The following is a 20,243-nucleotide window of genomic DNA, read 5'->3' as shown; positions in this document are numbered from 1 at the left end:
TGAATGAAACGAAGAGTTCGAATAGGGATTGACGTAGGCGGCACGCATACAAAAGCTGTCGCTATTGATAATGATACCCAAGAAATTATTGGAAAATCTTCAGTAAAAACGACTCATGACAATGAAAAGGGCGTAGCGGAAGGTGTCGTCAATTCCTTTTTAAAATGCTTAAACGAGTATCGGATTGATCCTGATGAAGTTGTTTTTGTCGCTCATAGTACGACCCAAGCGACTAATGCCCTATTAGAGGGTGATGTCGCCAAAATCGGGATCATAAGTACTGCTAAGTCAGGCATTGAAGGCTGGTTGGCACGTTCGCAATCAAACTTGAAGGATATTGACTTAGGAACAGGCCGAAGTATCCATATCGCTTCTTATTTTATTCCGTTAAAAGAATTGAATGAGGAGACGATTTCAAAAACGATTGATGCACTGCTGGCGGATGGAATGGACGTTTTGGTCGCTTCCGCAGCATTTGGCGTTGATAATTTGTATTTAGAAGAACAAATAGCGGAGGTTGCTCGGCAAAAACAAGTGCCCGTGACCTTGGCATCTGAAATGACCAAACTTTACGGGCTATCACGACGGACGCGCACGGCGACGATCAATGCTTCGATCCTGCCTAAAATGCTGGAGACAGCGAATTCTACGGAAGAAAGTGTTCGTTCCTCCGGTGTGGATGTTCCTCTAATGATCATGCGGGGCGACGGCGGTTTGATGGATGTTGTTGAGATGAAGAAGCGTCCTGTATTAACAATGTTGTCAGGACCAGCAGCTAGCGTCATGGGGGCGTTGATGTATCTGCGTACGTCTAATGGTATCTACTTTGAAGTTGGCGGAACCTCGACCAATCTAGGTGTAATCAAGAACGGCCGTCCAGTTATCGATTATTCGGAAATTTCCGGACATAAAACGTATGTCAATTCGTTAGATGTCCGCGTTTTAGGTGTAGCGGGCGGAAGTATGATTCGTGTGAATAAAAACGGTGTAAAAGATGTGGGCCCTCGCAGTGCGCATATCGCGGGACTAGAATATGCGGTCTACACACCGGAAGAAGAAATTGTTGATCCTAAGCTGGAGCTTTATTCGCCAAGAGAAGGTGATCCGGCCGATTATGTGGCAATCAGACTAGCAAGCGGAAAATGTGTTACCATCACGAACTCCTGTGCTGCAAATGTTTTAGGCTATGTAACAGAAGAAGATTTTTCTTATGGAAATGTTGCTTCTGCTCGCAAGGCCATGACACCTTTGGCAGAATATTTAAATACGACCGTAGAGGATGTTGCTCGTCAGATTTTGGCGAAGGCGGTTGAAAAAATCGAACCGGTAATTCGTTCGCTAGCCAAAAAATACCAATTGGAAAAGAATCAAATGACACTAGTAGGCGTGGGTGGCGGAGTGGCTTCCTTGATCAAATTTGCCGCCGAACGAATGGATCTTAATTATAAGATTCCCGAAAATGCTGAAGTGATTTCTTCGATCGGTGTTGCATTGGCGGCTGTTCAGGATGTGGTAGAGCGAATCGTACCAAATCCCACAAAGCAAGATATTCAGGCCATTAAGCAGGAAGTCACAGACATGGCGATTGAAAGTGGTGCAACGGAGGATAGTGTAGAGGTACACATTGAGATCGATCCGCAGACACAGAAAATTACGGCACGAGCTTCCGGGTCTACAGCGGCTCAAGCAACAGAGGTTCAAACGGCAGCCAGCGAGACAGAAGCACGTGAGATTGCGACGCAAGATTTTCGTTTACCAGCAGAGCAAATCCAACTTGTTGATTCTACTGAGAACTTTTACATCTATGGGGCTAACACTAAAAAAGGCGACGGTATTCGTGTAATCGATAAAAAAGGATTTATCCGGGTCCAGCGGGAGCATGCGGAAGTAGTGAAAACTTCGATTCAAAATTATTTTGAGCAGGTTAGCTATTTATGGGAAAGTATGGCTAATTATCAGAGTGATCTGATTATTCGTCCAGATTTTTATTTTTGTGTCGGACCACGGTTATTAGATTTTTCCAGCACAGACTTTACCCAGTTGACGATGCTGATGGAAATTGAGATGAGTGAAATTGTTGGCGCTGAGGAAATGATGATCATTGCCGCCAATCGCTATACGTAGAATGAGGGAGGCGCTATTTGTGATGGACCAAATAAATCAACTATTGCAAATAAGTGACCTGCAAATCGGGCAGTTTCTACTTATGCAGGATCATCTTTATAAAAAGATACCTAAAAATGAGCGTTTAAAATTGATTCAACAGGCGATTGAATGTGGAAAAAGGGCTGCTGGTATGATTCCGGCATCTGATTTACAGGACTATTGTTGGCAAGAAAAAATTGAAGTTGAGTTTTTTGAGGAAGCATTGAAGTCTGATAATTTCCGCTATGTTCTAGCAGAATTTCAACTGCCGAAGCACATTCGGATTAACCAGAGTTTAGTGGATCAATCGGTCTCTTTCGTGGCTGAACAGAAATTTCTCCAAGGTCAGCAAGTAACAGAAATCTTACTCGCTCATGAGCTGTATCATTATCTGGAAAACAAACACCAGCTATTCACGATTCAAAAACAATTAAATTATCAAACAGGACCTTTCAAAAGAAGTGCTCGTTTACATGGATTAAGTGAAATAGCCGCGATGACCTTTGCACAAGAATCATTGGGATTGACCTTTTCACCAGTTTTGTTGAATGTACTTTTGCTGCATCCTGTCGCGCCAGACTATAGTTATGCGATGGCAAAGCAATTGTTGGCGATTGATTGAATAAGACTATAGATTGATTGAAAAAAAGAATTAGTATCCACTGTCTGGATTCAGTATATTTAAGGAAAGAAAAACTAATGTATAGGGAGCGGAAAGAATGGAAAAAACATGGTTAGACTTAGCGGACGACGTAGTAATAATCACTGGAGCTTTGGGCGGTATGGGACGTAAAATCGCGAATGATTTTGCCGAACAAAAAGCCAATTTAGCTTTGGTTGATTTAAATGAAGAAGCAACGGAAAGCTATGCTAAGGAATTAGCGAATAAATATGGAATCAAAGCGAAAGGTTATGCGTGCAACTCCACTGTTGAAGAACAAGTAGATGCGTTGGCAAAAACAGTCAAAGAAGACTTTGGCAGAATCGATGTGTTGGTTCAAACTGCAGCGATCCTAACATTCAGCCCGTTGGAAGATTTAGCATTAGATGAATGGAAACGAACAATCGATGTGAACTTGAATGGCTACTTCTTAGTTTCACAACGTATCGGTCGTGTGATGATCGAACAGCAATCAGGTCGGATGGTACACATTTCAACGATCGCTTCGATCGCACCAGAAACTTACTCAGGCGCATACAGTCCAAGTAAAGCTGGTGTTAATATGTTGTCTAAAATGATCGCTGGCGAGTGGGGACAATATGGCGTGCGCAGCAACTGTGTATTACCATGTTTCGTTAAAACGCCGTTATCAACAAAATTCTATGAAGATGAAGAAGTAGAAGAAGGGAGAAGAAGAATGACTGCTAATCGCCGTATCGGTGAGGTTCAAGACATTGCAAACGCAGTATTGTATCTTTCCAGCAAACGTTCAGATTACACGAACGGCCACGAACTGCGTGTCGAAGGCGGCTTTGGGAATATGATCGGCGACTTAGTACCAAAACCAGGTGGACGCCGTCAATACGCGATTGATTCAAAGAAACCAAAAGCATAAATAAAATAGACAACAAAACTCCTGACAGAACTCTGTCAGGTTTTTTTTTAGTTCTGTTTTTCGTAGCTTTTTAAAGTAAACATAACGAGAAACCTAAGCAAACATGACAAGTTCCTAAACTAGCTCTCTGCAGATGCTAAATTATGAGTATAGCAGATAGCTAAGACAACCAAAGGAGCGTGAAGATCATGCAGGAATACACAAGTAAAGAAGCATTTATCACAGAAATTGAGAAAAGAGCCAATTTGTTCATCAAAGAATACGAAGATATTAAGGAAGAAGATAAGGATGTCCGCTTAGTTGAAGGCGAACGTACACCATTTGAAAACCTTGCATATCAATTGGGCTGGTTGGGATTGATTCAACATTGGGAAGAGAGTGAACTAGATGGTGAGGCTGTGGCGATGCCAGCGCCGGGGATCAAGTGGAATCAAATGGGTCCTTTACATGAGCAATTTTATGCGGAGCATCGAGGGAAGAGCTTGGCTGAAATGACCACGTTATTCAACAATGCGATTGAGACAAATAGTCAGTGGCTTGCTAACCTGTCGGATGATGTGTTGTTTAAGCCCAGCGGCCGAAAATGGGCACAATCGACTTCTTCTAATTGGCCGGTTTGGAAATGGGTGCACATCAATACTGTTGCTCCCTTCAAATCCTTTCGGACCAAAGTTCGTAAATGGAAGAAACAGTATGCGGTATAAGAATAAAAGTAAAAAGATCGCAGAAAACCAATGTCGTTTTCTGCGATCTTTTTTGCTATAGAAATTAGCGAATTACCAGATACTTACACGTTTTTCGGGAGCCAGATACATCGCATCCGTCGGTTGAATGTCGAAGGTTTGGTAGAAATCTGTCAGATTTTTAACCTGAACATTGGCTCGTAATTTATTTGGTGCGTGCACATCGATCGATAGGAGCAGTTGGGTGTATTCTTGACGGGCCTTCATGCGCCAAATTGTGGCCCAGTTAATAAAGAAGCCTTCAAGATCAACATCACGATCTTTTTTCGCTGCTTCTAGAGCACAACTCAAACCACCTGCATCGGCAATATTCTCGGAAACAGTCAGTTTGCCGTTCACCTTTCCACCGGTGATTTCTAAACCATCAAATTCAGCAATCATTTGATCGGCTAATTCTTGGAAGTGTTGTTGATCGTCTTCGGTCCACCAATTGTTCAGATTGCCATACTCATCAAAAAGCGAACCGTTGTTGTCGAAGGCATGAGAGATTTCATGAGCGATCACGGCACCGATTCCACCAAAATTTTGACTGCTGGATTGTTCCAAGCTGTAAAATGGCGCTTGAAGGATTGCGGCAGGGAAAACAATGATGTTGCGGAATGGATGGTAATAGGCGTTCACTGTGTTCGCACTCATTTCCCATTCATCACGTTCTACGGGATTGTTCCATTTAGCGTACTCATTTTTACGTTTCAATTTGCTGAAATGGAGTGCATTGCTTAAAAGTGTGCCGCCCTTTTCTGCAGGTGTCACTTTGAATTGTGTAAAGATCGGCGGGATTTTTTCAGGATAGCCGACGTGGATGCCCAAGGTATTCAGCTTGACGATAGCTTTTTCACGAGTCGATTCACTGAGCCAAGTATTATCACTTAGGCGTTCCTGATAAATACTCACCATCCGCTGTACCATTTGTTCGACATCTTTTTTCGCTTGTTCGCCGAAGTATTTTTTCCCATAATAGTCGCCGACAACTTGATCAAAGCGTCCGGTAGCTAAATAGAAGGCCGCCTTTTCCTGCGGGCGTGCTTCGGGAGCACCAGAGAGCGCTCGATTGTAAGTGCCGCCAACTTGACGGAATTCTTCACTTAGATAAGCGGTCAGAGCGTTGATTGTCATTACCATCATCCAACTTTTCATTTGCTGGAAGGTGTCGGGGTTGACTAAGTTATCCAGTTTTTCAAAAAAGGCCGGTTCAGTCACGATGATTTTCTCAGGAACGCCACCAATCAATCCGACTAGGAGTTTTTTCAAATCCAGATATTTGCTATGTCTGATGAAATCTTCGCCACTCTCAGGGTTGTACATTTTACTGTAGTCTGCATTTTCTTCTGCACTTTTTACATGGGGAGCCAACAATTTATCATATTGGAGTGCTTCGTCTGTAATTTTCTCCGCTGCATCTGCTGGATAGCCTGCTAGTGTGAAAAGCTTGATCGTCATTTCCTTAAAAATTGACAGAAGCTGCGGCGCTTGCGGATGATCGGCTTCGTAATACGTCTTATCGGGCAAGATCAAACTTGGTGCGCCAGCGAATAGGGCGTTGATTTTAGTATTCTTCATATCAGCATCTACATCAACACCGAATGGCAAGGGCAGTCCATCAAGTACCCAGCTGGTTAATTGCTGCTCAAGATCATCAAGCCCCGTCAATCTTTCCACTTGCTTCAATAATGGGAGCATTGGCTCTGCACCATCGAGATCGCGTTTCTGATAGTCATTCGCTAATTGGAAATAAGCGATGTACTCTTTCATCAAATCATTAGGAATGAGGGTAGGGTCGTCGCTCATCTTCTTCGTGTCAGCCATTAACAAGTCGTCAATACCGTCAACCAGATCTTGAAAGCCGCCTGTCGCGGGTTTATCTGCGGGGATCGTGGCCTCTTTGATCCAAGCCCCGTTGACTGCTTCATATAAATCTTCTTTGATTTTTGTTTTATCCAAAATAGATTCCTCCATTCTTTTTTTTTTCTAGTTCTTTCAGCTACTATCCATTATGATATAACTTAAGAAGATACACAAAAGAAAATGATTCGGTGGTGGAAAAAATGGATTATCCAATCGATCAATGGATAGAATTGAATAGTTTTGAAACGTATCGTGAGTGGAAAACACCGCGGGGATTTTTATGCGGGACATATGCCAGCAGTGTACTGTTAGCGTATTGGCAAGACCATTTAGATGAGACCTGTGTTCCGAAAGGGCTGCGAGAACCGTATAGCAGCCAAAATGAAGAACTGATTCAGGCACTGCAGCCTTTATTGCAGCCAATCGATTTTCCAACAGTTCCTATGCAAATTTCTCTAGGCTTGAATCGCTTTTTTCGACGCTATCGTATTCCTTTTCGAGCAAGGGGGACAGCCGCGGGGGCTTGGCAACGAGTGACTAAGCGTATCCTGGTCGGTGAACCTGTTATGATCGGACTTTTGCAGATGTTCGGCAGCAGCTACAAGAATCATTGGGTCGTTGTACATGGTTTTAAGGAAACCTCGGATGGACAAAAATTTTATAAAATTCATGATAATTGGGGGAAGAGTGAAGCAGTGATTCCCGCAGAATGGGGAAACGGAACGATTTCATTGAAAAAAGTAAAATCTACATCAAATAACTAAAAATATGTTAAACTGATGGTACAAAATACTTGGAGGGACACCATGTCAGAAGAAAGTAACGAAAAATTTAAAATTTTTAGCCTTAATGGAAATAGACCATTGGCTGAAAAAATCGCCGATGTCTGTGGCGTGCCATTAGGGAAAAGTACTGTCAAGCAGTTTAGTGATGGAGAAATCTCGATCAACCTGGAAGAGACAGTCCGTGGCTTTGATGTATACCTGATCCAATCTACCAATGAACCGGTGAATGATTCCTATTTGGAATTATTGATCATGATCGATGCATTGAAACGAGCAAGTGCGAAAACGATCAATGTCGTCTTGCCCTATTATGCCTATGCTAGACAAGATCGTACAGCTAAACCACATGAGCCGATCACAGCGAAATTGATCGCGAATTTACTTTCAGACGCAGGTGCAACAAGAGTACTGACTCTAGACTTACACACCGTACAAGTTCAAGGTTTCTTCGATATTCCAGTTGATAATTTATTTACAATGCCGTTGTTTGCCCATTATTATCGCCGCCGTGGAATGGTAGGGGATGATTATGTGGTCGTTTCTCCGAAAAATAGCGGGGTTCAGCGTGCACGCAGTCTAGCAGAATACTTGGATACAGCGATTGCGATCGTTGATGTTGCTGAAGAAGGCAATCCTGATACAGGCTATGTAATCGGTGACGTCGAAGGGCGTTGCTGTATCATGGTAGACGATATCATGAATACAGGAGAAGTATTTTCTAATGCGGCAAAAACATTGAAGAAAGCTGGCGCGAAAGAAGTCGTTGCTTGTGCCTCTCATGGGTTATTATCACCTCCAGCAAAAGAAAACTTAGATGCGGCTGATATCAAAGACATTTGTATTACTGACTCTGTCTTGACTGGTCCTGAACGTCATCCTGAAAAACTGTCGATCATCAGTTGTGCGGAATTGATGGGTGAAGGGGTCAAGCGTATTCATGAAAATGAATCGGTCAGTCCATTATTTACAATGGAACCAAAAGATTACGAATAGAAAAGCGTTGTTGCTTTTTTATTGAAAAGTGTGAACAAAATTATTTATGTCTGGCTTCGCGAACTAGTCTTGCTGCTCAAAAGCTGAACAAGTTCGCGAGGCTTTTCTTATAGAAAGGTTCGAAAATTTGTGGAAAATATTTATTTAGATCATGCGGCAACAAGCCCGATGCATCCAGAGGTCATTGCAACGATGGCAGAGGTGATGACAGAAACGTTTGGTAATCCCTCAAGTGTGCATTCTTTTGGCCGGCAAGCTGCCAGCAAATTAGAAATGGCTAGAGAAGTTATTGGAGCAAGTCTTAGCGTAAAAGATCATGAGATTATTTTCAATAGCGGAGGTACAGAAGGGGATAATACAGCTATTCTGGAAACCGCCTTTGGTCGTAAAAATGAAGGCCGTCATTTGATCACGACACAAATTGAACATCCAGCAGTCATCAATACCATGAAGTTTCTAGAAACGCAGGGGTTTGAAGTGACCTATTTACCTGTGGATCGTCAAGGTAATCTGTCATTAGATGATTTTGACGCTAGCTTGCGACCAGATACGATCTTAGTTTCGATTATGTATGGCAACAATGAGATCGGCAACTTGATGCCCATCAAAGAAATCGGCGAGCGGTTGAAAGAACACCCTGCTTATTTTCACACCGATGCCGTTCAAGCCTATGGGAATCAATGGATTCGTCCACACGAATTGGGCATTGATTTCTTAAGTATCTCGGCGCACAAGATCAATGGACCAAAAGGTGTCGGCTTCCTCTATAAAAGTGATCAGGCAAAACTTGCGCCCTTACTTCGCGGCGGTGAACAAGAAGAGAAGCGTCGTGCGGGAACTGAAAACTTAGCAGGGATTTGCGGAATGGCAAAAGCGGTAGAATTACTGACAGAAGACGAACGAGAAAAGCGTCGTGAACTGTATGATCAGTTTACTCAGAAAGTCTTAACGACATTAGACCAAGCTGGCATCACTTACGAGGTAAATGGTGATTTGAGCAATAAGCTGCCCCATGTATTGAACCTGCGATTTACTGGAATCGTCAATGATTTATTGTTGATGAAGCTTGATTTGCGCGGAATCGCCGTCTCTACCGGCTCAGCTTGTACGGCAGGAACGATTGATCCGTCTCATGTATTAGAAGCGATGTACGGCAAGAATGCACCAGAAGTAAAGGAATCACTGCGCGTTAGTTTCGGTTACGGCAATACGATGGAACAGGTAGAATACTTTGCGTCTCAGCTTGTTGCTAGTTTGCAAGAACTGACAAAGTAGATTGAAATGGCTGCTACTTATCTTTATAATTAAGGATGAAAGAAAAATTGATGAGGTGAGTAAATGGCATTTACAAAAACAGCAACGATCAAAGGATCGAAATATCACTACGCGTTAGCGCCAACCGCAAAAAAATATACGTTGCGGGATAACGGCTTTACTGAGACTAGCTCAGGCAATTTTCAATTGATTCGACCATTACAGGCGACCCCCCAAAGCAAAGAAGGGTTCAAATTGAAGATCACAGTCGCAAAGGATATCAGTACGATGAAAATGTCGGTGACGACAGCGAATGGGCTAAAATCAGTCGATATTTTTAAAGATACGAAACAAGAAATGGTCCAAGAAAAATTCTATTTCCTGATGGATGGAATGATTGATCGTGGATTATTTGTAAAAGAAGAAATTTAAGCACAAAGCGGATCTTATCTAAATAGATGAGGTCCGTTTTTTATAGGACAGAAATGGAAACAACGATTATTTATTCGTTAGATGTAACGATTATTTTTCAGTCAAACATTAAATCGACAGCTCTGTAATTATAATGCGCTTTCTATTTTTCTATATTCATCTTTTTTTCTAAATCTTTTTAACGCTTAGAAGCTTAAAAGTGAGAAGATTATGGTACACTGATACTAAGAAATTTGCTGGAAATGAAGGTGAGAAGTTGGTTCACAAGATACAAACGATCGAGCATCACAAAATTATTTCTGATTTCCGTCTCTTGTCGGGGCTGACCGTCTCAATTGAAGACTGTGCCACGCTGACAAAAGACTTTCAAAAATATGGTGTAGAAGATTATTATATCAGCGACTATGAAGGAAACAGCTATTTGACCCGTTATGTGGATTACTTTATCGATGGTATCCCTTGCTGGAAATACAAAAAGAAATACTTGGTTCCGCTGATTTTTCGTGATATGCCCGACACACAAAAAATGTTCCGCGACAGCTATCGATGGGAAGCTTTTTTTATTCTCCTAGATTGGTATTTGGAGTACAATCCTAAGAAAGTTCTTGTTACATGCAGTAAGAAAAGAAAAACCTTGGAAGTGATCGATACGGCGTTTTTGATCTTCCGTTTATGGGAAATTTGTGATGGCGCGGCTTTTCCGATCGCCAATCTCAATAATCTTTCTGAATTTGAAAAATGGAATCAGATTTTTCACTTGATTGATACAGGCAAATCCTTTGAACGCACAAAAGAATTTGACGCGACCAAAGTTGAAGATCTGACTCAATTAGAAGCAGTTATCACTATTATCAAATTGAAATATCAAGCACTTTTACAAAGACAAGGTTACCAAGTATAATTTGGCGACCTTGTTTATTTTTATTGGTGATGGCTGTAGAAGCGCTTTTTTTTGGAAGAGATGGTAAAATAAAGGAAAGAATCAGAATTCATTTGTAGGTGATTAAAATGAAATATTTTATATCAGATACACATTATTTTCACGAAAATCTTTTAGGCGATAACGATTTTGCGCCGCGCTTGTTTGATTCTGTCGAAGAAATGAATCAACAAATGATCTATGCCTGGAATGCTGTCGTGAATGAGAAGGATACGGTTTATCATTTAGGGGATGTAGCGATGCATCCGCAATATGAAAAAGGATTTAACGATATTTTAGAACAGTTGCTGCAATTAAAGGGGAAAATCGTTTTTATCAAAGGCAATCATGACTCTCGGACATTTTTCAGATATTTAGCGGCACATGATCCTAAGCTTTCCAATGGTGAGGACAAATTCGAATTCCACGATGTGGGGGCAATCGTCAAGTTTAATCATCATCAATATTATCTGACGCATTATCCAATGCTTTTAGGAAAAACGTTGAACATCCGCAATTTGCATGGGCACATCCACAACTATAGTATGCCGATCGCTGAAGATATCAATGTCGGTGTAGATGCTCCTGAGCGCGAGTTTCTTCATACGCCGCTGCCATTTGGCACACCGATCTCTGAGAATTTGATTGACGAGATTGCTGACTATAAGGAAGCCGAAATAAAGAAGTTAAAGTAATTAGAGGCATCGAATAATCGGTGTCTTTTTTATCGAGTAAGATGAGTGGGAGAACAGCGTAAGCAAATCTATACTTTGATTCTAACGCCTCTCCTATTTCAAAGAGTTAAAAGACGAAGCCAAAAAATGAACTAATTGTATTCATGGCCTCCTCGCTATGGTAAATTGGAAGTAAGTGATAACGGATATTATTTTTAGAGGGTGGGAAAATGAAAGCAAAAGAAATTGTGAAAACGATTCTGTTTTATGTGGTGATGATTGCTGCAGTGGTTGCGTTGCGGCATTATGTATTTACTCCTGTAGAGGCGATTGGTGATTCGATGAAGCCAAATCTAAATGATGGCGAGCGGATGTTTGGATTGAAGCATTCGGAAATCGATCGATTTGATGTAGTGACATTTCCAGCACCAGATGATCCGGGGGCCGATTATGTTAAACGCGTGATTGGTCTACCAGGCGACACAGTAGCCTACAAAAATGATCAGCTCTATGTCAATGGAAAGAAATATGATGAGCCTTATCTAGATGAGTACAAAGAAAAGTTGACGGATGGGCAACCCCTGACCTTTGATTTTGATTTGCAAAGCTTATTCGGTTACGAAAAAGTTCCAGATGGGCAGCTATTTGTTTTAGGAGATAATCGCCGAATCTCAAAAGATGGTCGAATCATTGGCATGATCGATCAAGAAGATATTTTGACCAATGTAAAATTTGTTTTTTGGCCAATCAATCGAATTGGAACGGTAAAATAAAAAGATCCCTTTCTTCATTTTTTGAAGAAAGGGGTCTTTTTTAGTGATGAGCTTGAAGTTTTTGATACAGCTTTTTGGTTACCGTGGAATCGGTATTCGTATAGTAATAGTCCCGATTCTTGGTCGTGATTTTCAAAATTGGTTTTGATTGATGGTCTACAAAGAGCGTAGCTGATTTGCCATCAACCTTAAAGCTGCCGATGGCATAATTTACAGAGGCAAGTCCGTTTTCCTTCAGTCCAATCGTGGGCATTTTATTAAGCAAGCTTACTTTTTCTATGCTGTTGTAGTTGATGTTACTTTCACGATAGAGAGGACCATCTAGAACAACACTCTCTTGTTTCACTTCATAAGTCAGCGGATCAGGATGATAATCCAAAATATATAAAGGAACAACGACGATCAGCATAACACCGATCAATATAGCAGGGATGAGCCCAATAAAGATTTTTCCGCCTACTCTTGCCAAATTGATCGTAATGTTTAATCCGATCCGATCCGGCAGCATCAAGCGACGATCATCTGGATTGTAGTAAATACCATAACGCCAATAATAATCATCGCCGGTGTAACGAAAGCTGGACGTCTGAGTCAGCAGCTGGTCCTGTTTATTACGCAAACGAAACAGCCACCAAATGGTAAAGCCACAGAAAAGAAAGACCAATAAGAATTCACTGGTCATTAGAATTTCAAAAAAGCGGCTACTGTTAGACATCGTCAACAACGGAAGATAAACAATCAGGTTTATAAAAATACTTGTTGCCATCATAAATGCGGACCAGTAAAATTTTGTCAGGTCATTGTATTGACGATTGATGGTTGAATCATTCGTCAAAGCTCGTACCGGTAGTCGGCCAATCGCCCACCAGGCTAAAACAAACAGAGCTGAAGTAAGTCCGCATGCGGATAATAAAATCCAGGTCAAACTGCCCATTTCTTGTTGATGAAGCATGATCGTGAACAAGATCAGTACTCCAAAAGAAAGAGCAAACCACCAAGGAGACACTAATTTTCGATTTTTTTCAAGAAGAAGCTGAGTATCGACTTGAATGGGTTGTTCCGTTAACTGCCAGCCATTATCTACAATTAGTTGATGGCCTTTACGGATATAGCGAATCTGCAATAAATAGCCTGAACCGATCGTGATATATAAAAGAACGAAGAAAAGCATCATAAAGATCGAGTCCTTCATAGGGATCAACAGGCTCAAATCTAAAAGAGTCAATATACCTGCTAATTGAAATTGACGTTTTCGATAATTCTTTCTGAAGGACAGCACCAACGGATCATTGATTTTATCAGCAGGAAAGGTATTCTCCACAATCACATAATTGTGAGGCTTTGCCGCTAAAGAATTGGTAAATGCCATGACAAAATTACAAAAAATCAATATACCTAAAATAAGAGGGGACAACATCAGACATCCTCCTTTCTGAAACTCGTCAAAATCCTTTGAACTTTTTCTTGAACGACCTGTTCATCTGGCTCGGACAAATAAAGTTCCGCCAATAGCAAGGTCAAGTTTTCTTCGCTTGTTTTCTTTGGGGTCACGGGCAATGGCGCGACTAACGTTCCTTTACGACGATCAGTGATCAGATAACCTTCTTCTCGGAGCTGCTGATAGCCTTTTGAAACAGTCATCGTATTTACACCAAGTTCATCGGCAAATTGCCGAACAGTCGGCAGTTGCTCATTGGGGCTTAGTTCGCCGCGAGCGATACCGATAATGATTTGCTTTCGTAATTGTAAGTAGATCGGTTCTTCAGAATGGGGATCAATTTCTAAAATCATTTACTCGCCCTCCTTTGTATTGTTTATATTAATACAAACAATACAAAAAGACAAATAAAAAATATTTGAAGGATTATCTATCGAAAATTTAAGATTTATGATGTATAATTCGTCATACTGAAAAGTTGCGACCTTCAAATCGTAGAGTTTTCGGAATCTATATTGAAATGATGGTGATACTGTGTCTAACAGCAACACACGAGTCGTCGTAGGAATGAGCGGCGGCGTCGATTCATCAGTAACGGCTTTGTTACTAAAGGAACAAGGTTATGATGTAGTCGGCATTTTTATGAAAAATTGGGACGACACTGATGAAAATGGTGTTTGTACCGCGACGGAAGATTATAAGGACGTGGCGAAAGTCGCTGCCCAAATCGGCATTCCTTATTATTCTGTCAACTTTGAAAAGGAATATTGGGATCGTGTTTTCGAATATTTCTTATCAGAATATCGTGCAGGCCGCACACCGAATCCAGATGTAATGTGTAATAAGGAAATAAAATTCAAAGCTTTCTTGGATTACGCGATGGAATTAGGTGCGGATTATGTAGCAACAGGGCATTACGCTCAAGTCGAAAAAGACGAAAATGGCGTAGTTCATATGTTGCGCGGCGTCGATAATAATAAGGATCAGACCTATTTCTTGAGTCAATTGTCGCAAGAACAATTGGCGAAGACGATGTTTCCTTTGGGCAGTATGCAAAAACCTGAAGTTCGTGAAATCGCTGAACGAGCTGGGTTAGCCACTGCCAAGAAAAAAGATTCAACGGGTGTTTGCTTCATCGGTGAGAAGAATTTCAAACAGTTCTTAAGCAACTATTTGCCTGCTAAAAAGGGCAAAATGGTGACTCTTGATGGTGAAGAGAAGGGAACACATGATGGTTTGATGTATTACACTATCGGCCAACGTCAAGGATTAGGAATCGGCGGCGGCGGAAAAACCAACGATCCATGGTTTGTAGTCGGCAAAGACTTAGCTACCAATACGTTATATGTTGGTCAAGGCTTCCATCACGAAGCGTTATATGCGACGAGCTTGGATGCCAGTGAGATCCACTTTACGACCAACGAAGACCGACCAAAAGAATTTAAATGCACAGCGAAGTTCCGTTATCGTCAACAAGATGTACCGGTAACTGTTCGTTTAGTGGATGATGACCGCGCTGAAGTGATTTTTGATGATCCAGTTCGCGCCATCACACCAGGCCAGGCGGTTGTTTTCTACAACGGCATGGAATGCTTGGGCGGCGGTCTAATCGACCATGCCTATCAAGAAGCAAAAGAATTACAATATATTTAATAGCAATAACCATGACTGAGGCCGCTTTTTTAAGCAGTCTCAGTTTTTTCTTTCAATTTTATTTACAGAAAATTCTTGAAAATTAGAATGATTCTCTTTACATGCTTATGGAATTATGGGAATATACTAATTAAATATTTATTATAAAATGAAGAGAGTTGGGTGAGTTTATGAATGGTGTTGTTCTACTAGTGTTTGCTATTATTTGCTTTGCGGCTGCCTATTTTATCTATTCCCGTTGGTTGGAGAAAAAATGGGGGATCGATCCAAAGGCTGTTACACCGGCCGTTGCTTTGGAAGATGGGGATGATTATGTTCCTGAACCTGCTTTTGTAGTATTTAGTCATCAATTTTCATCAATCACTGGTGCAGGACCAGTAACAGGTCCGATCATTGCGGCAATGTTTGGCTGGCTGCCAGCTTTTTTATGGATTTTATTTGGTGGAATATTCTTTGGAGCAGTTCATGACTTTGGTGCGTTATACGCTTCGGTGAAGAATGAAGGGAAATCGATTGGGCTGATCATTGAAAAATATATTGGAAAAGTTGGAAAGAAACTCTTTCTTTTATTCTGCTGGTTATTTGCTCTTTTAGTAATCGCTGCTTTCGGCGATATCGTTGCAACGACATTTAATGGGATGACACCTGATGTCCCGGCAGCAGTTAATACAGCGAATGCGTCTGCAGCTTCTATTTCAATGTTGTTTATTGTTTCGGCTGTTTTGGTCGGCTTTTTCATGAAGAAAGTTCATTTAAAAGGAATTGCTATGCACGCATTTGGAATCGTCGTTTTACTTGTAACTCTTGCTGTTGGCATTTTCTTTCCAATTTTCGCTGATAAGCAAACGTGGTTATTGATTGTATTTGCTTACTTGTTCTTAGCTTCAGTTATGCCGATTTGGTTATTGATGGCCCCTCGTGATTTCTTAAGCACCTACATGCTGTTAGGGATGATCATCGCCGCTGTTTTGGGACTTTTAGTTGAGGCACCCATGGTTGAATTGAATGCATTTAATGGGTTTGCTGTACAAGATGCTACAGGGAATGTGAAGTATCTTTTTCCGATTTTATTTATCACGGTTGCATGTGGGGCAGTTTCTGGCTTCCATAGTTTGGTGTCGTCAGGAACTTCGTCTAAACAGGTTTCAAATGAAAAACATATGCGTCCAATCAGTTATGGAGCAATGATGTGTGAATGTGTATTAGCTGTTGTTGCGTTGGTTGTCGCGGGTGCTGTTGCTACAAATGGCCAATTACCAGCGGGGACCCCTTTCCAGATATTCTCTGGTTCAGTGGCTGGGTTTCTAACAAAGTTTGGCTTGCCCTTGAATATTGCTCAAGCATTTATGACGATGTGTGTATCTGCTTTGGCACTAACTTCACTGGATTCTGTTGCACGCATTGGTCGTATGTCTTTACAGGAATTCTTTTATGAAGAAGGCAAAGAGCCAACGGGCTTGGCGAGATTAATGGCTAACAAATATGTGGCAACGGTGGTAACACTGGGAGTTGGGTTTGTCTTGGCGCTTGGGGGCTATAACAGTGTTTGGCCTTTATTTGGTTCAGCGAATCAGTTGTTAGCTGCGATGGTAATGATCGCTGTAGCTGTATATATGAAGACCTCGAAAAAATCAGGTGTTATGTTCTATATTCCGATGGGAATCATGCTGGCAGTAACATTTACTGCTTTAGCTATGTCAATCTACGGATTAGTAATGAAAGTAATCAACGCGACGCAATATTTAGTAACGATTCCGAAAGTTCCGGCGGCAGGTCAGTTCGTATTCTTATCTGATGGATTGCAATTAGTCTTTGCATTTCTGCTATTGGGATTAGGATTGATGGTTGCGACGAAATGCTTGCGTTCACTCTTTAAGGTGGAAACGAAAACTACGGATAAAACGATAACAGAATAAATTGGAAAACGACTCTCAAGCGGGTCGTTTTTTGTTGAGGTTCTTGTTTATTAGAATCAGATGAAGGATACTTAACTTAAGAGTTTTCAATGACAAAAATGATATGGAGGGAATAATGAATATAGCAATTTGTGATGATGATCCAAAAATGATCGGTCAAATCGAAACCTTGCTGCTGTCTTTTTTTGAAAATGATCCGAATCAATTTAGTTATGAGGCTTTTCTTTCGGGCGAGTCTTTGGTTGATCATTTGAGTAGAAAAGAGTCCAGCTTTCAAATTTATTTATTAGATGTAGAAATGAAATCGCTGGATGGTTTTGAAACGGCGCGAATGATTCGGAAACAGGATCAGCAAGCAATCATCATTTTTATCACGAGCCATGTAGAATGGATGCCGGAAGCATTTGAAGTCAATGCCTTTCATTATCTCATCAAACCAATCGATGAAATCAAAGTTAAGCAAGTTTTATTGAAAGCAATAGAACAACTTTCTTTACGAAAAATGATTCTTCAATTTACGATTAAGAAAAAAGTGTATACCGTTTATTTAGGAGAAGTAGAATATTTTGAAAGTATGAAACGTAAAATGATCATTCATTTAAAGAATGGTGAAGAGTATGAATACTATGGAACGATGAAGGAAGTCATCGATAAAGTATCCTCGCAGCTATTTACTCAGATCCATCATTCGTTTGTGGTCAATATGGACTATGTACAAGTAAAAGGCGGAGAGACGATCGTGATGCAAACCGGTCGAGAAATAGCCGTTACAAAGAAATTCCATCAAGCATTTCAAAAGGCTTACCGAAACTATGTATTGATGAGGACAAAGGAATGAACTTGACAGTATTATTGGAACTCGTTAAATCGATTAATGATGTTTTTATCGTCAGTATGTTCTTTTCTTGTTATTTAACAAGCCGGTCATTTAGGTATTGGAAGAAACATGCGGGAAGAGGAGCTGTTGCAATCTTTATAGTAATCGCGGCTTATTTAATCAGAAATATCAGTCCAGTCTATCTGACTTTCGGATCATTTTATATGCTGGTGAATAGTATTACGTATGTCTGCCTGATGTATAGTATCGGCTATTTCTTTTTTAAGGGCAGGAATATAACAAAGCTCTTACTGATTTTTCTCTCGATGATGATTGTGCTGGTCTTTGATTTTTTAGTTTATTTGATTATTCAAAGCCTTTTTGGAATAAATTATTTTGATTCGAGCCAGCTTTCGTATGCGTATGGTGGAATTTTTGCAAGTCAATTCATTCAATTGATTGTCGTTTTTCTTTTACGTTCAAAACGCAAGGCCCCTTTAGCTGCACAGGGGAAATATGGCTTCTATTTATTGCAGGTAATCGTTCCTTTTATGACTAGTCTCTTTTTTATTATCTATCCGGTTTTTGTCGAGCAAGAAACCCAAGACAGCGATGCTCGTTTTTTTATGGTAGTGACCTTATTTGCGGTAATCAATTTGGTTCATTTTATCGTATTTGAGATCCACCAAAAATTAGAAAAAGAGAATTACGAGAATCTTTTTCTGGTGCAGGAATTTGCGCATCGCGAAGAGTACTATCAGCAAATGGAAACCCATCAGACGAAAATTCGGGCGATTCGTCATGATTTGAAAAATCAATTATTAACTCTGATTACTAAGGCTGATGGAACAGAATCGCAGATCGAAAAATTATTGGAAGAAGTTATAAAGGAAGAAGAATGTCAATTCACGCAAAATAGCGGCATCAATCAATTACTTAGCAATAAATATCAGCGAGCGAAAGAAAGCAATATCCAGACTAATTTTGAGGTGAAAATTCCGCTAGAGATGGGATTTGAAATGCGTGATTTAGGCGCATTGATTGGCAATGCGATTGATAATGCGATCGAAGCTTGTCAAAGATGTCCGCAGGAACGTCAAATCAATTTGAAGCTAATTTATTTCAATCATATGCTGCTGTTAGAAATCGAGAATAGCGTCGCTAAGCAAGTAAGTGAGTTCAAAACGCAAAAGAAAAAAGCTTTTGAACATGGATTTGGGGTGAAAAGTATCCAAGCGATCACCGAAAAATATCATGGGGATATGCTTTATGAGTCAAAGGCCGATTTTTTTCGTTTAGAATTGTCAATTTGGGAGCCTAATTAAAAAAGTCGAATCGTTACAAGAAAAAGGGTCAAACGTTACATTTTGCTTAGATGTCGTGTTTTTCCTTCTATACTGTGGTCAGTTAGTAAATGACACGAAAATATAGGAGGAATTTAAAATGATGAAAAATGAAGTAGTGAAAAAGGAATATAAACCAGGAAAATTCTTTGGCTGGGTGTTTTTGATCACATGGGGGAGTTGGCTGATTGCTGCTTATCTAAGCTACAATCATCCTGCCCCAAATTTCTATTCAATCTTTTTGATCCCAGGATTATTCGCACCAGTGCTTGTCACGATTGCTTTTATTGCGTCACCGAAGAATCGTGACATTAGAAAAGATTTCTTCCAACGCTTGTTCGATGTAAAAAAAGTTCATTTGGCTCCATTAGTAAAAATTTGTTTGGTCATGGGATCATCCGTTGTAGCAGCCATTTTGATTTCATTACTTTTTGGTGGGTCGATTAGTCAATTGCAATTATCTGAGGATTTCAACTTCTCAGCAGGTTCCATTCCAGTGCTACTGGTGATGATTATCGCTCCAATCTTAGAAGAAATCGGTTGGCGCGGATATGGTGTGGATGCACTGCTGAGTCGATTCAATCTGTTTGCGGGCTCCTTGCTGTTCGGCTTCTTATGGTCGATCTGGCATTTACCTTTGATGTTCGTAAAGAATTATTCGATGAACCTATTATTGCAGGAGAACCCATGGTTTGCGGTGAATTATTTTGTAAGTATCGTTCCGCTGGGAATCATTTTAAACTGGCTTTACGTTAAAAGTAATCGCAGTACAATGGCATTGATCATTTTTCATATCTTCTTGAACTTTATGCAAACATCGACCCAAATGACCGAATGGACAAGCTGTATCCAAACGATTGTAATCATCAGTATCTCAGGAATAATCATAATCACAAATAAAGAATTGTTCTTCCCTAGTTTGCAAGTTTACTCAGAAATCGAGGCATAGTAAAAAAG

Annotated in this window: 19 protein-coding genes; 16 read left to right on the top strand and 3 right to left on the bottom strand. The window is 40.6% G+C overall.

Annotated features, from left to right (window positions below; translation table 11 throughout):
* Nucleotides 1–3: 3 nt before the first annotated feature.
* From IGI38_RS09715 to IGI38_RS09700, 4 genes are all read left to right on the top strand, one after another.
* Entirely contained in the window at nt 4–2,124 is a 2,121-nt protein-coding gene (locus IGI38_RS09715) for a hydantoinase/oxoprolinase family protein (protein ID WP_438729248.1), read from the top strand.
* 22 nt (nt 2,125–2,146) lie between these two features.
* Nucleotides 2,147–2,767, top strand: coding sequence for a hypothetical protein (locus IGI38_RS09710; RefSeq protein WP_438730396.1), 621 nt, complete (start codon nt 2,147–2,149; stop codon nt 2,765–2,767).
* 97 nt (nt 2,768–2,864) lie between these two features.
* Nucleotides 2,865–3,701, top strand: coding sequence for an SDR family NAD(P)-dependent oxidoreductase (locus IGI38_RS09705; protein WP_438729246.1), 837 nt, complete (start codon nt 2,865–2,867; stop codon nt 3,699–3,701).
* Between the two features lie 188 nt (nt 3,702–3,889).
* Nucleotides 3,890–4,405, top strand: coding sequence for a ClbS/DfsB family four-helix bundle protein (locus IGI38_RS09700; protein ID WP_438729244.1), 516 nt, complete (start codon nt 3,890–3,892; stop codon nt 4,403–4,405).
* Between the two features lie 72 nt (nt 4,406–4,477).
* Here the strand turns inward: IGI38_RS09700 and IGI38_RS09695 are convergent, their stop codons facing one another.
* Nucleotides 4,478–6,385: a M13 family metallopeptidase gene (locus IGI38_RS09695; RefSeq protein ID WP_438729242.1), complete on the bottom strand. Its 1,908-nt coding sequence runs from the start codon at nt 6,383–6,385 to the stop codon at nt 4,478–4,480.
* 104 nt (nt 6,386–6,489) lie between these two features.
* Here IGI38_RS09695 and IGI38_RS09690 point away from each other — a divergent pair, with 104 nt between their 5' ends.
* The 7 genes from IGI38_RS09690 to lepB all read left to right on the top strand — a co-directional run bounded on the left by IGI38_RS09690 (nt 6,490) and on the right by lepB (nt 12,119).
* Nucleotides 6,490–7,053, top strand: coding sequence for a hypothetical protein (locus tag IGI38_RS09690; protein WP_438729240.1), 564 nt, complete (start codon nt 6,490–6,492; stop codon nt 7,051–7,053).
* Nucleotides 7,054–7,095: 42 nt separating this feature from the next.
* Nucleotides 7,096–8,067, top strand: coding sequence for a ribose-phosphate diphosphokinase (locus tag IGI38_RS09685; RefSeq protein WP_438729238.1), 972 nt, complete (start codon nt 7,096–7,098; stop codon nt 8,065–8,067).
* A gap of 129 nt (nt 8,068–8,196) precedes the next feature.
* Nucleotides 8,197–9,342: a cysteine desulfurase family protein gene (locus tag IGI38_RS09680; RefSeq protein ID WP_438729236.1), complete on the top strand. Its 1,146-nt coding sequence runs from the start codon at nt 8,197–8,199 to the stop codon at nt 9,340–9,342.
* Between the two features lie 63 nt (nt 9,343–9,405).
* Nucleotides 9,406–9,753, top strand: a complete 348-nt coding sequence (locus IGI38_RS09675; protein WP_438729234.1) for a DUF1831 domain-containing protein — start codon at nt 9,406–9,408, stop codon at nt 9,751–9,753.
* Between the two features lie 199 nt (nt 9,754–9,952).
* The gene (locus IGI38_RS09670; protein WP_438729232.1) at nt 9,953–10,654 is read left to right on the top strand and encodes a hypothetical protein; all 702 of its coding nucleotides are present in this window, start codon (nt 9,953–9,955) and stop codon (nt 10,652–10,654) included.
* 107 nt (nt 10,655–10,761) lie between these two features.
* On the top strand, nt 10,762–11,367 hold the full coding sequence (locus tag IGI38_RS09665; protein ID WP_438729230.1) for a metallophosphoesterase family protein: 606 nt from the start codon (nt 10,762–10,764) through the stop codon (nt 11,365–11,367).
* Nucleotides 11,368–11,576: 209 nt separating this feature from the next.
* Nucleotides 11,577–12,119, top strand: a complete 543-nt coding sequence (lepB, locus tag IGI38_RS09660) for a signal peptidase I (protein WP_438729228.1) — start codon at nt 11,577–11,579, stop codon at nt 12,117–12,119.
* 40 nt (nt 12,120–12,159) lie between these two features.
* Here lepB and IGI38_RS09655 read toward each other — a convergent pair whose 3' ends face one another.
* Together IGI38_RS09655 and IGI38_RS09650 are read right to left on the bottom strand one after the other, a co-directional pair.
* A complete protein-coding gene (locus tag IGI38_RS09655; protein WP_438729226.1) occupies nt 12,160–13,536 on the bottom strand; it encodes a PH domain-containing protein in 1,377 nt (458 codons plus the stop codon).
* Nucleotides 13,536–13,910: a GntR family transcriptional regulator gene (locus IGI38_RS09650; RefSeq protein ID WP_438729223.1), complete on the bottom strand. Its 375-nt coding sequence runs from the start codon at nt 13,908–13,910 to the stop codon at nt 13,536–13,538. Before IGI38_RS09650 ends, IGI38_RS09655 begins: the two co-directional genes overlap by 1 nt.
* A 181-nt stretch (nt 13,911–14,091) precedes the next feature.
* Between IGI38_RS09650 and mnmA the strand changes: the two genes are divergently transcribed.
* The 5 genes from mnmA to IGI38_RS09625 all read left to right on the top strand — a co-directional run bounded on the left by mnmA (nt 14,092) and on the right by IGI38_RS09625 (nt 20,235).
* Nucleotides 14,092–15,210 carry a tRNA 2-thiouridine(34) synthase MnmA gene (mnmA, locus tag IGI38_RS09645; protein ID WP_438729221.1) on the top strand — a complete coding sequence of 373 codons (1,119 nt, stop codon included), beginning with the start codon at nt 14,092–14,094 and terminating at the stop codon, nt 15,208–15,210.
* 170 nt (nt 15,211–15,380) lie between these two features.
* On the top strand, nt 15,381–17,126 hold the full coding sequence (locus IGI38_RS09640; protein ID WP_438729220.1) for a carbon starvation CstA family protein: 1,746 nt from the start codon (nt 15,381–15,383) through the stop codon (nt 17,124–17,126).
* Between the two features lie 115 nt (nt 17,127–17,241).
* Entirely contained in the window at nt 17,242–17,964 is a 723-nt protein-coding gene (locus IGI38_RS09635) for a LytR/AlgR family response regulator transcription factor (RefSeq protein WP_438729218.1), read from the top strand.
* Nucleotides 17,961–19,268 (top strand): GHKL domain-containing protein, encoded by a 1,308-nt coding sequence (locus tag IGI38_RS09630; RefSeq protein ID WP_438729216.1) that lies wholly within the window; start codon nt 17,961–17,963, stop codon nt 19,266–19,268. The genes IGI38_RS09635 and IGI38_RS09630 overlap by 4 nt, the downstream gene beginning before the upstream one ends.
* 118 nt (nt 19,269–19,386) lie before the next feature.
* The gene (locus tag IGI38_RS09625) at nt 19,387–20,235 is read left to right on the top strand and encodes a CPBP family intramembrane glutamic endopeptidase (protein WP_438729214.1); all 849 of its coding nucleotides are present in this window, start codon (nt 19,387–19,389) and stop codon (nt 20,233–20,235) included.
* Nucleotides 20,236–20,243 lie beyond the last annotated feature (8 nt).

The organism is Enterococcus sp. AZ128 (genome assembly GCF_051714485.1).
GTDB lineage: Bacteria > Bacillota > Bacilli > Lactobacillales > Enterococcaceae > Enterococcus_A.
The sequence above is the reverse complement of the archived record's forward strand: the minus strand, read 5'-3'. Positions and strand labels throughout refer to the sequence as shown.

Coding starts and splice junctions, on each gene's coding strand:
- IGI38_RS09655 (WP_438729226.1), bottom strand. CDS start 13,536: ATGTTGTCCCCTCTTATTTTAGGTATATTGATTTTTTGTAATTTTGTC.
- IGI38_RS09635 (WP_438729218.1), top strand. CDS start 17,242: ATGAATATAGCAATTTGTGATGATGATCCAAAAATGATCGGTCAAATC.
- IGI38_RS09665 (WP_438729230.1), top strand. CDS start 10,762: ATGAAATATTTTATATCAGATACACATTATTTTCACGAAAATCTTTTA.
- IGI38_RS09710 (WP_438730396.1), top strand. CDS start 2,147: ATGGACCAAATAAATCAACTATTGCAAATAAGTGACCTGCAAATCGGG.
- IGI38_RS09675 (WP_438729234.1), top strand. CDS start 9,406: ATGGCATTTACAAAAACAGCAACGATCAAAGGATCGAAATATCACTAC.
- IGI38_RS09705 (WP_438729246.1), top strand. CDS start 2,865: ATGGAAAAAACATGGTTAGACTTAGCGGACGACGTAGTAATAATCACT.
- IGI38_RS09625 (WP_438729214.1), top strand. CDS start 19,387: ATGATGAAAAATGAAGTAGTGAAAAAGGAATATAAACCAGGAAAATTC.
- IGI38_RS09650 (WP_438729223.1), bottom strand. CDS start 13,910: ATGATTTTAGAAATTGATCCCCATTCTGAAGAACCGATCTACTTACAA.
- lepB (WP_438729228.1), top strand. CDS start 11,577: ATGAAAGCAAAAGAAATTGTGAAAACGATTCTGTTTTATGTGGTGATG.
- IGI38_RS09715 (WP_438729248.1), top strand. CDS start 4: ATGAAACGAAGAGTTCGAATAGGGATTGACGTAGGCGGCACGCATACA.
- IGI38_RS09685 (WP_438729238.1), top strand. CDS start 7,096: ATGTCAGAAGAAAGTAACGAAAAATTTAAAATTTTTAGCCTTAATGGA.
- IGI38_RS09690 (WP_438729240.1), top strand. CDS start 6,490: ATGGATTATCCAATCGATCAATGGATAGAATTGAATAGTTTTGAAACG.
- IGI38_RS09700 (WP_438729244.1), top strand. CDS start 3,890: ATGCAGGAATACACAAGTAAAGAAGCATTTATCACAGAAATTGAGAAA.
- IGI38_RS09630 (WP_438729216.1), top strand. CDS start 17,961: ATGAACTTGACAGTATTATTGGAACTCGTTAAATCGATTAATGATGTT.
- IGI38_RS09640 (WP_438729220.1), top strand. CDS start 15,381: ATGAATGGTGTTGTTCTACTAGTGTTTGCTATTATTTGCTTTGCGGCT.